Genomic DNA, 14665 nt, shown 5'->3' with positions numbered 1-14665 from the left:
GGAGAAAGCGCAATGCCAGGCCCGGATCTGGATACGAGAATCGAAACCTATTACGTGCGCGTGCGCGGCGTCGTGCAGGGCGTCGGTTTCAGGCATCACACGGTGCGAAAGGCGCACGCGCTCGGCGTGCGCGGCTGGGTCGCCAATCTCGATGACGGTTCCGTCGAAGCGATCGTGCAGGGCGCGGCCAATCAGGTCGACCTGATGCTCGAATGGCTTCGACGCGGGCCGCCGCATGCCCGCGTCACCGAGTTTCACAGCGAGGAGCGCCACGTCGAAAAGCGTTACGAGCGCTTCGAGCAGCACTAACGCGCGACCAGAAGGCTCTCCGCGAACTGCCATTCCTCGTCGCGCCACTGGTGCGTGCATTCGAAGCCCGCGTCGGCGGCGATCGGCGCGACTTCATCGGCCGCATATTTGTGGCTGCTTTCCGTCCAGATCGTTTCGCCTTCGCGGAAGTCCACGCGCAGGTCGGCGCCGCGCACGCGCACGGAAAGCGCGCGCTTCGCACGCAGATGCATTTCGATGCTGCGCGCATCGGGATTGAAGCGCGCGACGTGCTCGAAGGCGTCGAGCGGAAAGTCGCCGGCGAGTTCGCGATTGATGCGCGCCAGAATGTTCAGATTGAACGCGGCCGTCACGCCGATCGGATCGTCATACGCGGCGATCAACACCGGCAGCGGCTTGATGAGATCGGTGCCGAGCAAAAGGGCATCGCCGGGCTGCAGCATGCCGCGAATCGAGCGCAGGAATTTCGTCGCCGCGAGCCGCGCGAAATTGCCGATGGTGCTCCCGAGAAACAGCACGAGCAGCCTTTCGCCGTCCTTGCGCTTCGCGCTGACTTCGGAGAGTCCCGCGAGATAATCGCGCTCGTGTCCGACGATCGATACACGTTCGATGTCGCTCAGTTCGCGCCGGCACAACTGCAACGCGGTGCGAGAAATTTCAATCGGATGGTAAGCGGTGGGCTGTTTTTTACACAGCGCCTCCAGAATGCGGCGCGTCTTGCGGCCGCTGCCGCTGCCGAGTTCCGCGACCTGAATATCGCCGGGCATCGCCGCGACGATATCCGCCGCGTGGTCCTTCAGCACGCGCTCCTCGGCGCGCGTCACGCCGTATTCGGGCAGCGCGGTGATCACTTCGAAGAGGGCGGAACCCACTTCGTCATACAGATACATCGACGGCAGTTCTTTTTGTGGACGCTTGCTGAGTCCTGCGTACACGGCCTCTGCAAAGGCGTTGGCAAAGCGGGGGGACAAGGCGGTTTGAGTCATGACGTCTCCATCGATGCGGCGTTTTCTTCGCGTGCCGTCGTCGAAACGAAGGCACGGCGCGTGTTGCTGCGGATGCAATGACGTGAGCGGCGAAGGATCGTGCGGTGCGCCGCCCGGACTTCGGGACCGGACCGGCAGCGCGTGCCGGACCGCCAAGGGTCGCCGATCATCGTGACCGGCTAAAGACAAACGCAAGTGACAGCGATCACGCGATCGAGTTCATGCCGAAATGCGAAGCGTGAATGAAGCAAAAAGCGGGCACGGCCGGAAAATTTGTTTGAAGCAGTTTTTGAAAACGGCGAGTACGCCGCGTTTAGAATGCGCACTTCCCGTTTCATTCGGCTTGCATTCACCTTCAGCGCGCAGCGCCTCTCCCGATGAACCAGCACGACCTCGCGCGCGGCATCGCACTGTCCGTTGCCGCTTCCGCGCTCTTCGCGCTCATGTCCGGCTATACGAAATGGCTCGCGCCGCTCGACGGGCTCGACATCTTCGCGTGGCGTATCGTGTGGACGCTACCGGGAGCGCTCGTGCTCGTGGCGGCGAGAAAGCGCTGGCCGCAATTATGCGCGCTCGTTTCGAGGCTTGCCAAAACGCCGCAACTGCTGCTGATGTTCGGCATCGCCGCCGCGCTGCTCGGCGTGCAACTGTGGATCTTTCTCTGGGCGCCGCTGCACGGGCGCGCGCTCGAAGTGTCGCTCGGCTATTTTCTTTTACCGCTCGCGATGGTGCTGCTCGGACGCTTTTACTACGGCGAGCGGCTCGACGCCTTTCAGTGGGCGGGCGTCGCCGTGGCGGCTGTCGGCGTGGCGCACGAGGTGATCGTCGCGCATGCGTTCGCCTGGCCGACGCTCGTCGTGATGCTCGGCTATCCGCCGTACTTCATGTTGCGGCGCCGGCTCAATGCCGATCCGCTCGTGTCGTTCGCGGTGGAGATCATGCTCATGTCGCCCGTCGCCGTGCTCATGCTCTTCGTGCGCGGCTCGTTCGCGGAGATCGCGGGCGAGCCGCATCTGTGGCTGCTGCTGCTTCCCGGACTCGGCGCATTGAGCACGATTGCGCTCGCGTCGTATCTGCGCGCGAGCCGTCATCTGCCGCTCGCGCTCTTCGGCATTCTGGGTTACGTGGAGCCGGTTTTGCTCGTCGGCGTGGCCGTGTTGCTGCTCGGCGAGCCGTTTTCAGCGCGTCAACTGGGCACCTATGTGCCGATCTGGATCGCCGTCGTGCTGACGGGCGTGCACAGTGCGCGGCTCGTGATGCGCGAGCGCTCGCGCGCGCGGACATTGCCGATGAGCGAGCATCACGCGAGCGCCGAGCACGAAACCGTCGCGGAGGAAATCGAGCGCGTGGATTGATCAGCGCACGGCGCGCGTGTCGATCGCGTCGTGCAGATCGCGCATGAGACCGAGCCCGAACAGAAGCTCGACCAGAATGAAGAGCGGGCCGATCAACAAGCCGACGATATCGTCGGCGAATGCGGGCTTGCGATGCTCATAGCGCACATGCCCGACGAACTGGAAGACCCAGCCGATCACGAACATGCCGATGCCGATCGCGAGCCACATCGACGTGCCTTGCGACGCGGCCCACAGCCCGAACGCCGCGCTCGCCGCGGACACGATGCCCATGCCGATGCCGAGCGGCACATCGAGCCACAGGTAATAGAGCGTCGCGAGCGCGAACAGCACCCACGCGGGCGTCAGCAAAAATGCGCCTGACAAGACGGGCCATGCGGGACGGCTCAGCAATGCGGCGATCGCGAGCACGATCAGCGGAATGCCGACGAAGTGCGTGGCGATATTGCGCCTGTCGCGATGATATTCGGCGTACCGCGACAACTGATCGGTCAGCGTGCGCATGACGGGCGTCTCCTTCGTGTTGTTTTATTTCACGAATGATAAGCCGCGCGCCGGCATCGGCAAGTAGAGCGTTTCCTTTAGTCAGAACGGAATCGCCGGCTTAGCGGAAAACAAAAAGGCGAGCCCGAAAGCTCGCCTGAACCGAACGCACTGGTGTGTTGATATGCAATGCCCAGTGCGCGATGCGAGGACGCTGACCTCCCTTACTTCTTCGCCGCGTCGACCTTCGCATCGGCGGCCGACTTGTTCGCGTCGCTTTGTGCTTCGACTTTTTCCTTGTCGGCCTTCGCTTGCGCCACGTTGGCGTCTTTCGCTGCTTCCTGCTTCTTCTTGTCGGCCTTCGTTTGTGCAGCGTGCTTCTTCTTGTTGGCTTTCGCCTGCGCCTTGGCGGCATCACCGCGAGCGTCGGAAGCCTGTTCCGGCGTGGTCGCCTGCGCTACCTTCGCGGCTTCCTTGTTGGCGTCGGCTTGTGCCGATGCCTTGTCCTCGTTGGCCGATGCCTGCGCCTTCGCGGCGTCGTGCTGCGCTTCGGCCTTCTTCTTGTTGGCGGTCGCCTGAGCCTCGGCTTTTTCGTTGTTTGCCTTCAATTGCGCTTTGCCGGCATCGGTGGAGGCAGTCTGTGCGAATGCGGTGGTGACGAGCATGGCGGATGCGAGAGCAGCGACGATCTTCTTCATGGTTTGACACTCCCTTGATCTTTTATTCGAGGACGCGTGGCACACAGTGCGCCGCGCTGACGGTGAAAACGCCGGGTCCGTCGATATCGTTGACGTTCTTCTGGTGACAAACCGTAACCAGTGGCTAGCAATTGAAACGGCGTGCGGTAAAAGCGCCAGCATCACGTTTGCTAGCCGATCTGCATTACCGGCGATGACGGATAAGTTGTTACGGTTCAGCGAATTCGATTCCATTTGTAACCGCGCTTAGGGTAATTCGGTATCCGAAGTTATTGCGGGCGATTTGTAATCGTTGAAATGCACGGTTACCAACTTCTGCAGTTATTTCTTAGCTGTCTGCTTAAGATGACTTCCATGAACCCGGCCAAACGGGAAATGGAGAAGCTCATGAAACGCGCAGCACTTGTCTTGGTGATGATCGGTAGTCTGACGGCGGCGGGCCAGGCGTCGGCGCATGGATACGGCGGCGGTCATCATGGCGGCGGCGATGGCGGGGCGATCGTCGGCGCGTTGATCGGCGGCGCGGTGCTGGGCGCGCTGGTGACATCGGTCGCCAATGCCCAGCCGGCTTATGCGCAGCCCGTCTATCAACAACCCGCATATGCGGAACCGGCCTATGCCCAGCCCGTTTATGCCCAGCCCGCGCAAGCGCCTGGCTACTGCTACGACAACTACCGTAACGCGTATGTCCCGTGCTATTGATTGCTGATCCAGACAAGGCGCGGCACGTCCCTTGCGCCGATGCGGACACGGTCGTTGCATCCGATTCGTGACGACCGATACGCACACTTTGGAGACTTGCAATGAACGCGACTACGAAGAAGCTGGTGATCTCTGCGCTGATGCTGGGCTTGTCCGGCGGTGTCTATGCGCAGGCGGGCGGGGGCGGATCGATGGGCGCCGGCGGCAATGGCTCGTCGGGTAACGGCTCGGCTGCGGCGGGCAAGGGCGGTGGCGTCGGCATGGGCGGCACCGGCATGGGCGGCACCTCGGATGGCTCGGCCGGCACCGGCGTGAAGAGCGGCATGGGCAACGACGCGACCAACGGCATGGGCCAGGATCAGGGCACGGTGCAACGCAGTGCGCCTAATAACGGCAACATGAACTCGGGCGGCATGAAGTCGAACAGCGGCGGCTCGCAAAAGGCCTATTGATGCGATGCCAGCGCCCGTGCGGGTGCGATCGCCGCGGCGTAATCGGGACGCGAATGCGGCATCCGCCTGACGGCGTGCGGTATCGATTGGAAGGGAAACTGATGCGCCGTGAATGGCGCGAAATGGATGCTTATTGGCCGCTCGCCGATGCCGCTTCAGCGGATGCAGCCGGTTCGAACGTCTTGGCGCGCAAGCTGACCTTTTCAGCGTAGGCGCGCGAGCCGCCGTAGCTCTTCAGCGCGGCGCCGACATCGCCCTGAGCGGATTTCACATAGCCGTGCAGGATGGCCGAGCCTGTCTCGATGTTGTCTTCCGGATCCGTCAGATCGATGTTGCGCACGAGTTGCTTGTGCGCCGACGGCACCACCTGCATCAACCCCGTTGCGTTGTTCGGCCCTCTGGCCGTTTCCTTGAAGCGCGATTCGATCGAAATGATGGCGAGCAGGAGCGCCGGAGGCAGCGAATACTTCGAAGCGGACGACATGACAGCCGTCGCGATGGTCTGCGCCTTTTCGCGCGCCACGCCGAATTTGCGCGTCAGCATTTCCGAAATCTTGTGACTTGCCTGCTCCGCCTTCGGGTCCGACTGGACCGGCGTTTGCGCGGCCGCATCGTTCGTGGCGAGCGGGTTTTCCTGAGCGGCCGCGAGTTGCGCGGTGCTCAGCGAGACAGCAAGGGCGGCAAGAATGACGAGGACACGGCGCATCGGACGGACAGATCAAAACGGAATCGCATTATAGACACATAAAAAACCGTTGTGGATCATGTACTTGTCTTAAATATGATGTTTCGTTTCGGAAACGGCACGAATTACGTGCTGTTTCATGTGCGTTCGGCGCGCTTGGCGGCGGGCGCCGAGATGCCTTCGCCGGCGTCTTCCGGGAGGCGCGCGAACATCGGCAGCGAGGCCAGAACGACCAGCGCCGTCACGATGAAACCGCACGCCAGTTGCCAGCGCTCGGTGTGCGCGCTGCCGGAAACGAGCATCGTCGCCTGGACCGTGCCGGATGCGACCGTCACGCCGACCGCTTTCATCAACTGCTGCGCGGTGCCCTGAAACGAAGTCGCGGCGGCGAGACGCGGCTTGGGCACATCGGCGAAGGCGAGCGCGCCCATCGTCGCGAAACTGAGCGAGCGGCCGAGTCCGCCCAGCAGCAATAGCAGGAAGATCGCGGCGGCGGGCCAGGCTTGCGACATCGTCGAGCAGACGAGCAGCACGGCGGCGAACACCACGCTGCCCGAACACAAAACCGTGCGCACCGAGAAATGCCGCAGCGCGAGCGAAGTCATCGGCCGCATGCAGAACGAGCCGAGCGCGCTCGCGAACGTGACGAGACCGCTCGCCGTCGCGCTGTAGCCGAAGCCGGTCTGCAGCGTGAGCGGCACGAGAAAGGGCAGCGCGCCCGCGCCGGCGCGAAAGAGGCTTCCCGCGACCGTGGCGGCGTGGAACGTGGGAATCGACAGCAACGAGAAGTCGATGGCCGGATTCGCGACGCGGCGGCAATGCAGCACCGTCACGCGCAAGAGCAGCAGGCCGGCCGCGACGCAGATCCACGGCATGCCGGCCGGCAGGACGCCGCGCCCGGCGCTTTCGATGCCGGTCATGAACAGGGTGAGCGAAACGCCCGATAACAGCATCCCGCGCAGATCCGGCGATGTCCGGTCTTCGGGCGGCGACGGCGGCAGCAGCTTCCACGTGAGGAACAGCCCCACGATCCCCACCGGCACGTTGACCCAGAAAATGCTGCGCCACGAGAGCGCGTCGGTGAGAAAGCCGCCGAGCGGCGGCCCGAGCAACGGACCGACGAGCGCGGGCATCGTGAGCCAGGTGGTCGCTTGCAAAAGCTCTTCGCGCTTGACGCCGCGAAACAGGATCAGGCGGCCGACGGGCACCATCATCGCGCCGCCGAGACCTTGCACGACGCGCGCGGCCAGCAACTGCGGCAGATTCATCGCGGCGGCGCACGCGACGGACGCGAGCGTGAAAGTCGCGATCGCCCACATGAACACGCGGCGTGCGCCGAAACGGTCGGCGACCCAGCCGCTCGCGGGAATGAAGACGGTCAGCGCGACGAGATACGCGGTGATCGCGCTGGAGAGGTGAACGGGGTCCACGTCGAGGTCGCGGGCCATCGTCGGGATGGCGGTGGCGACAATCGTCCCGTCCATGTTCTGCATGAAGAGCGCGCTGGCGACGACGGCGGCGGTGATGCGGAAGTTGCCGCCTTTCAAGATGCGGCGCTCGTATGCGCGCCGAAGGCTTGCAGCAAGGCGCGCTGAAGTGGGAATGATTGCATGGCGCACAGTCTAGCGCGATACGCGACCGGGCGTTTTTCGATGGCAACGCGCGATCGGGCGCGCGCGCCGCTAGCCGATGGCGACGCTCGCCGCGATCTCGATGAAATGCGCCAGCGCGGGCGTCGCGCGATGTGCGTCCTTCGCTGCGTCGTCCCAGCGGCGCAAGGCGATGGCGCCGCGCGCGTAGGGCTTCGCGAGAAATGCCTGCGCGGTCTCATCGTCGAATATGCCGCCTTGCAGTTGCAGGCTGCGCACCGAATCCGCCGACAAGCACGCGTGGTACGACGCATCGATCGCGCACAGGCAACGTTTTGCATCGACGTGCAGGCGAATCGGTTCGAGCACGGCGTCGGCGAAGAGCGGGCGCAGGAACGGCAGCGCGAAGTATTGGTGCAGATCGTCGATGCCGCGTTTGCTCGGCGTCTCGCCCTGCAGGTTCAGCAAGTGCCCGAGGTCATGCAGCAACGCCGCGACGATGAGCTCGCGGCTCGCGCCCGCCGCCTCGGCGAGCGTCGCGCTCTGCAACGCATGCTGCAACTGGCTAACCGGCTCGCCGCTGTAGGCGATCGAGCCGTGTTTATCGAAGAGATGCCGGATGTCGTCGAGTGAAAGCGCCATCGTAAGGAAATGGTCGAACGGGTATGCTGGAAACGGGAAAACGCGCGATTGTCGCAGGGCTTTGTGACGCGACGATGGCTGCGCACAAGGAACCGACGCCCATGCCTTTCTCGTTCAGCCGACGCCCGGAACTCGCGGGACTTGATCGCGCATCGCGACGCGACGTGCGCCGCATCGCGTGGCATTTCGCGCAACGGCACTGGACGCTGCACGCGCCGGCGTTCGTGTGGATCGTCTTCGTGCTGCTGCATACGCGCTATCAGGTCGTGCCGGAGCGGCGCGCTTATGTGCTCGTCACACTCGCGATTTTCGTGGTTGGCGTGATCAATATCCGGCTTCATATTTCTCGCTATCTGAAGCCCGCGCGTGCCATATTCGACGCGCTGGGCACGGCGGCCGCACGCGCGATTACTGGCCGCTAGTCATTCGTGTTGCAATGCCGCATCTGACGAAAAGACCCCGTTTTTCGCGTGTTACGATGATCGACGACCCGCATCCACCGAACGGAAGATGGCAACGCTATACGAAACGCTCGGCGTGGACGAGCACGCCACTGTAGAAGAAATCAAACGCGCGTATCGCAAAGCGGCGATGCGCTGCCACCCGGACCGCAACGCAGGCAACGAAGACGCCGCCCGCGCGAAATTCCTGGAGATCAAAGAGGCCTACGCCATACTTTCCGACCCCGCGCAGCGCGAGGTGTACGACCGCATCTACACCGAAGAGATGCGTCGTTGGGAAGAGCGCATGCGTCAGGAAGAAGCCGAGCGCGAGGCGCGCGAAGCGAAGGAGCGCGAGGCCCGCGAGGCGCTCTATGCGCAGCGTGTATCGCTCGCGATGCGTTTCGCATCGCAAGGCCATAATCGCGACGTCGTGTTCGGCGTGCTGCTCGGCGCGCAGTGCGACGAGCCCGCCGCGCGGCAGATCGCGGACAGCGCGATCGCGCTGCATGAGTCGCGTCAAGCCAGGGAAAAGAGAGAGGAGCGAGCGGAAGAGCCCGTCACGAACCGAGAAGAGGAGAAGGTGAAGGAATCCGCTTCCGCCGATGCGGCGAATCCGCTCGGCGCGATGTGGTTTCAGTTCCTCAACAATCTGCGGTTCTGATTGTTCGCCGCGCGGGGGGCGAGATAAAGCCGCTTCAGGCCGCCAGTCTTTCGCCGCGCATGTTGCTTTGCTTCGGTGCGGGCGGATAGACGCACCAGTGTCCGTCGTCGTGACGGAAGAAGAACAGCGCTCGCGATGCCGCGCCGTGCAACGCTTCCACGCAGACATATCGGCGCCTGTCGGCGCGCGTTCGGCTGAATTGCCTCACATGCACCGGCACGCTGCCCGGTGCGAGCCATTTTTCAACCTGATAACGCAGGGACCGCTCGTTCGCGCATTTCATTTCAGTCTCCAGCACGCGACATTCATGATCGGGATAACGGCCGAACTCGCCGAGGATTGAAGCCCAATCAGTGAAACCCCTGCCGCGACGCACCACGTTCTTGACAAAGCACTTGAACTCTACGCTTCAAATCCTGAGCCGTGCCCGTTTTTGCGAAATAGCAACAACACACTTTTACGCACCTTTCACCATGCCTCGTTCATGAAAGACGCGTAGTGCCGTTGAACTCATCGTCGTGCAACGTGATGCGAGGGTATGTGCGCGATCGGTCATATGAAATGGCCGATGCGTACGCTACCCGTCACTTGCGATACAAGCGAACGTCGTGCCTGTGCCGTGCGAATCAAAGCGGGCGCGCGAAGCTCAGTTCGTGGCCGTCGGGATCGGTGAGGTGGAAATAGCGCTCGTTCCAGGGCGCATCGCGCGGCGCGAATTGCGGCTCGATGCCGTGCGCCAGCGCTTTCCGATAGAACGCGTCCACGTCGGACACGTAGATGATGACGCGACCCCAGAATTGAATCGGGCCGTGCGTCTCGCCGGTAAGATTGAGAAAGGAACTGCCGAGCGCGAACGAAGTGAAGGCTTCGTGCGCGCCGCCATGCACGATACGAAAGCCGAGCGTTTCATAGAAGCGCACCGCGCGCGGCATGTCGTGCGTCGCGAGCGTGATCGCGCTCAGGCTTTCGACGTGCGCCTCGTGCGCTGATCCTTCCATGCGTTGGCTGGTCATCCCGGATGATGCTGATGCGACACGAGCGACAGCACCGAGAGATCCGGATGCGTGCCATCGACGATGCTCTTGCCGATATGCCGCGCATCGTCCACGGCGTCCTGCGCGCTTTTGTAGGCGTCGTCGCCGTCGGCGTGAAAGTGCACCGCTTCGCCCGGTACGTTCGCGTTCGCGCCGGGTCTGCACACATGTCCGATATACACGTAGCGCGCAACCGCGCTCGGCGGCGCGTGTTCCGGTGTCGGCTTCGGTTGCGGCTGTACGTGGATCTCGAAACCTTCGTAGCTGAAGACGTGCCACTGAGCGGGATCGTCGGGCATGATCGCCTCCTTGGTGTACTGTTCGCTCGCGAGTCAACGTTACTCCTGTTGGCGCGATGAATCCACCGCGATGCACGCTCATGTCAGAGGAAAGAGCCGATCCCGTCGACGAATGCGAACGCGTGTCGCCGGAAATTGACAGCGTCTTCTCACGCGGCGGATACTTTTCGGCGCACATCGTGTTCGAGCGTACATGTCTGCCGTTTTCCCGGATCGGGAGGCGCCGTGAAGCCAGCCACGACACATCGCACGATTCTCGCGCGCGCCATGCCGCGCGCGGCCGCGCTCGTCGGCGACGTGACCGCGGGCACCGTGTCCACGCTCATGATGCTGTGCTACGCGATGAGCCTCGGCACGCTCATCTTCAGCGCCGACCTTGCACGCTATGCCGAACTCGGCGTGCCCACCGCGCTCGTGAGCTGCATCGTGACCGCGTTCGTCATCGCGCTGACGAGTTCGATGCGCATGAACATCGGCGGGCCGGACAGCAACGCGACGGCGTTTCTCGTCGGCGTCGCGGCCGGCGTCGCGAGCAGCGTGCGCGCGAATGGCGGCACGCCCACGGTCATTCTGTTGACGGTGCTCGTCGCCATCGCGCTGTGCTCGCTCGTGACGGGGCTCATTCTCTTCGCGATCGGTTCATCGAAACGCAGCCGCACGCTGCAATTCCTGCCCTATCCGGTGATGGGCGGCTTTCTCGCGGGCACCGGCTATCTGCTGATCGCGGGCGCGTTTCGCGTGCTGACGGGCGTCGCGCTCGACTGGCACACGTTGCCGAAGCTCGCGCAACTGCACTGGCTCGCATGGGCGCCCGCGCTTTTCGTCGGCGCGCTGGCGACGATTCTCGCGCGCACCTGGCGGCATGCGGCGGCGTTGCCGATCACGCTCGCCATCGGAATCGCGCTGTTCTACGTGCTGCTGCGCGTCGCCGGCATTTCGCCCGAGGAGGCGCGCGACATGGGCCTGCTGCTTCAGCACGTGCCGGCGCACGCGCTGCACATTCCCGAGCTGCATCTGCCGTCGTCGCTCGCGCGCGGCGAGATCGACTGGCACGCGATCGTCGCGCACTTGCCCGAGACGCTCATCGTCACGTCCGTGTCGGCGATCACGATCATCATGAATTCGACCGCGATGGGCGCGGCCACCGGACAGGACATCGATCTCAATCGCGAGATGCGCGCCGCGGGTCTCGCGAATATCGCGAGCGGTCTCTTCGGCGGCATGGTCGGCTATCAGTCGTATAACCGCTCGATACTCAACGCGCGCGCCGGCGCGACCAGCCGCGCCGCGGGCGTGTTCGCGGCGCTCGCGTGCCTCTTGCTGCTGATCGCCTCGCCCGATCTCGTCTCGCTCTTTCCGGTGCCGGTGCTCGTCGGCATGCAGATCTACATGGGACTGCGCCTGATGGTGGATTGGCTCGTCGGCGCTTATCGCAAGCTGACGTGGCATGAATATGTGCTCGTGCCGCTGATCCTCGCGGTCATTGCGTTCTATGGCGTGATCGCGGGCGTCGTCGCGGGCGTGGTGGCCGCTTGCGTCACCTTCGCGCTGCTCTATGGCCGCGCCGGCTGCGTGCGCATGGAGTTCGACGGCCGCACACGCACATCGAATGTCGAGCGCAGCATCGAGGAAACGCGTCTCTTGATCGATCGCGGCGACCAGATTTGCGGCGTCTGCCTGCAAGGCTTTCTCTTTTTCGGCTCGGCGAATTCGATGCTGCAGCGCATCCGCGAGCGCATCCGTTCGCACGGCCCGCGTCCGGTGCGCTACGTCGTGCTCGATTTCGCGTGGACCAACGGCATGGATGCGTCCGTGTCGCTCGCGTTCGTGAAGCTGCGTCAGGCGTGCGTGGCGATCGGCGCGGATCTCGTGCTGACCGCGCTGCCGCGCAACTCGCGCGCGCTGCTCAGGCGCACCGGCGCGCTCGCGCTCGGCATCCGCGAGTTCGACACGCTTGACGCGGGCCTCGAATGGATCGAAGCGCAGCAGCTCGCCACGTCGACACACACGCTCGAACCGCGCGCGCCGGCCGGCGATTTCCGCACGATGTTCGCGCCGCATTTCTCCGCGCACGCGCTGCAAGGACTGGCCGACTTCCTCGACGTCTGCGATATCGGCGCGGGCGAGGCGCTCTTTCGACGCGGCGATGCCGGCGATGCGCTGTATATCGTCGAGGAAGGGCGCGTGACGGTATCGTTGCCGCTCGCCGATGGCCGCTCGGTGCGCCTGCGTTCGTTCGGGCCGGGAACGATCATCGGCGAGATGGCCGTGTACACGCACGCGCCGCGCAGCGCCGATGTGGTCGCCGACGAGCCGGCGCGCCTGCGCCGTCTCACGCTCGCGGGCTTGCGCAAGCTCGAGGTCGATGATCCGGTGACCGCGCAGGAGTGGCATCGCTTCGTCGTGAAGATGATGGCCTCGCGGCTCGCGATTGCCGACGAAGCATTGCGCGCCGCATCCTGATCGCGCGCTTCGCGCGAACGGGCATGCGATCTGCTTTTTGCGCGTGCAGGTGCTCATCATCATCGTCGAGGCCGTTACCATGACTCACATCCTGCGCGCGATGCTCGCGATCGCGCTTGCCATCGCGATGACGAGCGCGCACGCGCAAGCCGCGCCGCACTCGATCGCAATGCTCGACTGCACGCTCATCGACGACAACGCCGCCTACAACGATGCGGACACCAATCGCATTCAGGCCGAGCGTCTCGCGATCGTGAGCGGCGCGTTGCGCGACGATCTGCGCGATCGCGCGCTCTTTCGCGTGGCCGACAATGCGAAGGCGAGCGATCTCATCGCGACGCTGAAAAGCACGCAGGACCTGAACGCGTGCAACGGCTGCGAACTGCGCGTGGCGAAAGCGCTCGGCGCGTCACGCGTCGGTGTGTGCTGGGTGCAGAAGATCAGCAATCTCATCCTCAACATGAACCTGCGCGTCGAAGACGCGGGCAGCGGCGCGATGCTCTTTCAACGTTCGGTCGATATTCGCGGCAATACGGATTTGTCGTGGAAGCGCGGGGCGAAGGCGCTCGTCGATCTGCTTGCCAGCGATCCCTCCGCGACGCGCTGAAACAGCGCCTGGCGCAATTCGGGAATTTCTCCCGGCCGATGCCGTTGCCAGGGTCGCGCCGATTGGGCTAAGTTGAACCTCCGGGCACGCGCGCCGTGCGATGCGCCGCGTGCGTGCGCCCACGAACTCGAACAATCGGTATCGAAACCGCTGGAGACGACCATGCAAGTCAGATTCAAGCCGGCGCGCATCGCCTGCGCGTCGGTGATCGCGCCATCGCTCGCGCTCGCAGTCGCATTGACGGCGAATGTCGCGCATGCCGCCGCGCCGACCGCCTACGTGACGACCGAGAACGCCGGCGTCGGCGTGATCGATCTCGATCAGCTCTCGCTCGCGAAGACCTGGGATGTCGGCAAGGACGGACCGCGCGGCCTGTCGCTCAACAAGGACGGCACGCGTCTGTATGTGGCGAACAAGGCGACGAGCGATCTGTCGGAGATCGATACGTCGACGGGCAAGGTCACGCGGCGCGTGAAGATCGGCAAGAATCCCGAGTTCGTGCGCGTGTTCGGCGGCTATGTGTATGTGACGTACGAGCCGGGTGAAAGCGGCGGCCCGCCGAAACCGGGTCAGCCGGAAAAAGACGACGACGACGCCAATTCGCCGCCCGCCGAAATCGCCATCGTCGATCTCAAGACGATGAAGGTCACGCACTCCGTCAAGAGCGGCCACGAGACCGAAGGCGTCGAGTTCTCGCCGGACGGCAAGCTGATTCTCGTGACCAACGAGGGCGACGACACGGTGTCGGTGTATCGCGTCGGAACGGGCAAGCCGGTGCGCACGGTGAAGCTCGACAAGGGCTCGCGTCCGCGCGGCATCAAGGCGTCGCCCGATGGCAAGCAATATGTCGTCACGCTGGAGAACGCGAACAAGTTCGTCGTGCTCGAAGGCAATACCCTGAAGACCGTGAAGACCGTCGATACGAAGACGGGCCCGTACGGCGTCTCGTTCGATCCTTCGGGCAAACGGCTCCTGGTCGCGGCGTCGCGCGACAAGACCTTGCAGGTGTTCGACGGCTCGACCTACGAGCATGTGCAGGACGTGCCCGTCGGTCAGCGCTGCTGGCACTTCAGCTTCACGCCGGACGGCTCGAAGCTCTTGCTCGCGTGCGGGCGCTCGAATGCGGTCTATGTGCTCGACAGCTCGGATTACAAGGAGGTCAAGCAGATCGGCGATCTGCCGCTCGCGTGGGGCATCGTCACGTATCCGCCGAGCGCGGGGTCGATCGTCGGGCGTTGAGCGACAGCGACGCGTCGGCCGCCGCGGGGCGGCATCGAC

General features: G+C 64.0%; 18 protein-coding genes. 9 read left to right on the top strand and 9 right to left on the bottom strand.

What is annotated here, in order from left to right:
- Positions 1 to 12: 12 nt before the first annotated feature.
- Positions 13 to 309, top strand: coding sequence for an acylphosphatase (locus U4Y90_RS21220; protein ID WP_321797443.1), 297 nt, complete (start codon positions 13 to 15; stop codon positions 307 to 309).
- On the opposite strand, the gene egtD is transcribed toward U4Y90_RS21220, so the two are convergent.
- Complete coding sequence (egtD, locus tag U4Y90_RS21215; RefSeq protein ID WP_321797441.1) at positions 306 to 1274, bottom strand: L-histidine N(alpha)-methyltransferase; 969 nt, start codon at positions 1272 to 1274, stop codon at positions 306 to 308. The two genes, U4Y90_RS21220 and egtD, sit on opposite strands and share 4 nt — an antisense overlap.
- A gap of 377 nt (positions 1275 to 1651) precedes the next feature.
- On the opposite strand from egtD, the gene rarD reads away from it, so the two are divergent.
- Entirely contained in the window at positions 1652 to 2629 is a 978-nt protein-coding gene (gene rarD / locus U4Y90_RS21210) for an EamA family transporter RarD (RefSeq protein ID WP_321797439.1), read from the top strand.
- Here rarD and U4Y90_RS21205 read toward each other — a convergent pair whose 3' ends face one another.
- Both U4Y90_RS21205 and U4Y90_RS21200 read right to left on the bottom strand, forming a co-directional pair.
- Positions 2630 to 3133, bottom strand: coding sequence for a DUF962 domain-containing protein (locus tag U4Y90_RS21205; RefSeq protein WP_321797437.1), 504 nt, complete (start codon positions 3131 to 3133; stop codon positions 2630 to 2632).
- A gap of 203 nt (positions 3134 to 3336) precedes the next feature.
- On the bottom strand, positions 3337 to 4044 hold the full coding sequence (locus U4Y90_RS21200; protein WP_415749393.1) for a hypothetical protein: 708 nt from the start codon (positions 4042 to 4044) through the stop codon (positions 3337 to 3339).
- A 153-nt stretch (positions 4045 to 4197) separates the two neighbouring features.
- Here U4Y90_RS21200 and U4Y90_RS21195 point away from each other — a divergent pair, with 153 nt between their 5' ends.
- Both U4Y90_RS21195 and U4Y90_RS21190 read left to right on the top strand, forming a co-directional pair.
- Positions 4198 to 4512 (top strand): hypothetical protein, encoded by a 315-nt coding sequence (locus tag U4Y90_RS21195; protein WP_321797436.1) that lies wholly within the window; start codon positions 4198 to 4200, stop codon positions 4510 to 4512.
- A gap of 101 nt (positions 4513 to 4613) precedes the next feature.
- Positions 4614 to 4964 carry a hypothetical protein gene (locus U4Y90_RS21190; RefSeq protein ID WP_321797434.1) on the top strand — a complete coding sequence of 117 codons (351 nt, stop codon included), beginning with the start codon at positions 4614 to 4616 and terminating at the stop codon, positions 4962 to 4964.
- A gap of 130 nt (positions 4965 to 5094) precedes the next feature.
- Here U4Y90_RS21190 and U4Y90_RS21185 read toward each other — a convergent pair whose 3' ends face one another.
- The 3 genes from U4Y90_RS21185 to U4Y90_RS21175 all read right to left on the bottom strand — a co-directional run bounded on the left by U4Y90_RS21185 (position 5095) and on the right by U4Y90_RS21175 (position 7880).
- Positions 5095 to 5670, bottom strand: coding sequence for a lytic transglycosylase domain-containing protein (locus U4Y90_RS21185; protein WP_321797432.1), 576 nt, complete (start codon positions 5668 to 5670; stop codon positions 5095 to 5097).
- A 116-nt stretch (positions 5671 to 5786) separates the two neighbouring features.
- Positions 5787 to 7196: a DHA2 family efflux MFS transporter permease subunit gene (locus tag U4Y90_RS21180; RefSeq protein ID WP_321797430.1), complete on the bottom strand. Its 1410-nt coding sequence runs from the start codon at positions 7194 to 7196 to the stop codon at positions 5787 to 5789.
- Positions 7197 to 7331: 135 nt separating this feature from the next.
- Positions 7332 to 7880, bottom strand: a complete 549-nt coding sequence (locus tag U4Y90_RS21175) for a phosphonate degradation HD-domain oxygenase (protein ID WP_321797429.1) — start codon at positions 7878 to 7880, stop codon at positions 7332 to 7334.
- Between the two features lie 101 nt (positions 7881 to 7981).
- Here U4Y90_RS21175 and U4Y90_RS21170 point away from each other — a divergent pair, with 101 nt between their 5' ends.
- Complete coding sequence (locus U4Y90_RS21170; RefSeq protein ID WP_321797427.1) at positions 7982 to 8302, top strand: hypothetical protein; 321 nt, start codon at positions 7982 to 7984, stop codon at positions 8300 to 8302.
- An 88-nt stretch (positions 8303 to 8390) separates the two neighbouring features.
- A complete protein-coding gene (locus U4Y90_RS21165) occupies positions 8391 to 8984 on the top strand; it encodes a J domain-containing protein (RefSeq protein WP_321797426.1) in 594 nt (197 codons plus the stop codon).
- 34 nt (positions 8985 to 9018) lie between these two features.
- Here the strand turns inward: U4Y90_RS21165 and U4Y90_RS21160 are convergent, their stop codons facing one another.
- From U4Y90_RS21160 to U4Y90_RS21150, 3 genes are all read right to left on the bottom strand, one after another.
- Entirely contained in the window at positions 9019 to 9267 is a 249-nt protein-coding gene (locus U4Y90_RS21160; protein WP_321797424.1) for a hypothetical protein, read from the bottom strand.
- Between the two features lie 343 nt (positions 9268 to 9610).
- On the bottom strand, positions 9611 to 9982 hold the full coding sequence (locus U4Y90_RS21155; RefSeq protein WP_321797422.1) for a VOC family protein: 372 nt from the start codon (positions 9980 to 9982) through the stop codon (positions 9611 to 9613).
- A gap of 11 nt (positions 9983 to 9993) precedes the next feature.
- On the bottom strand, positions 9994 to 10317 hold the full coding sequence (locus U4Y90_RS21150; RefSeq protein ID WP_321797420.1) for a hypothetical protein: 324 nt from the start codon (positions 10315 to 10317) through the stop codon (positions 9994 to 9996).
- Positions 10318 to 10584: 267 nt separating this feature from the next.
- On the opposite strand from U4Y90_RS21150, the gene U4Y90_RS21145 reads away from it, so the two are divergent.
- The 3 genes from U4Y90_RS21145 (at position 10585) to U4Y90_RS21135 (ending at position 14626) form a co-directional block, all read left to right on the top strand.
- Positions 10585 to 12780 (top strand): SulP family inorganic anion transporter, encoded by a 2196-nt coding sequence (locus tag U4Y90_RS21145; protein ID WP_321797609.1) that lies wholly within the window; start codon positions 10585 to 10587, stop codon positions 12778 to 12780.
- Positions 12781 to 12859: 79 nt separating this feature from the next.
- Complete coding sequence (locus tag U4Y90_RS21140; RefSeq protein WP_321797418.1) at positions 12860 to 13387, top strand: DUF3280 domain-containing protein; 528 nt, start codon at positions 12860 to 12862, stop codon at positions 13385 to 13387.
- Between the two features lie 162 nt (positions 13388 to 13549).
- The gene (locus U4Y90_RS21135) at positions 13550 to 14626 is read left to right on the top strand and encodes a beta-propeller fold lactonase family protein (protein WP_321797416.1); all 1077 of its coding nucleotides are present in this window, start codon (positions 13550 to 13552) and stop codon (positions 14624 to 14626) included.
- Positions 14627 to 14665 lie beyond the last annotated feature (39 nt).

Source organism: Caballeronia sp. J97, assembly GCF_905220305.1.
GTDB lineage: Bacteria > Pseudomonadota > Gammaproteobacteria > Burkholderiales > Burkholderiaceae > Caballeronia.
This window is presented reverse-complemented; position numbering and strand designations above follow the sequence as displayed.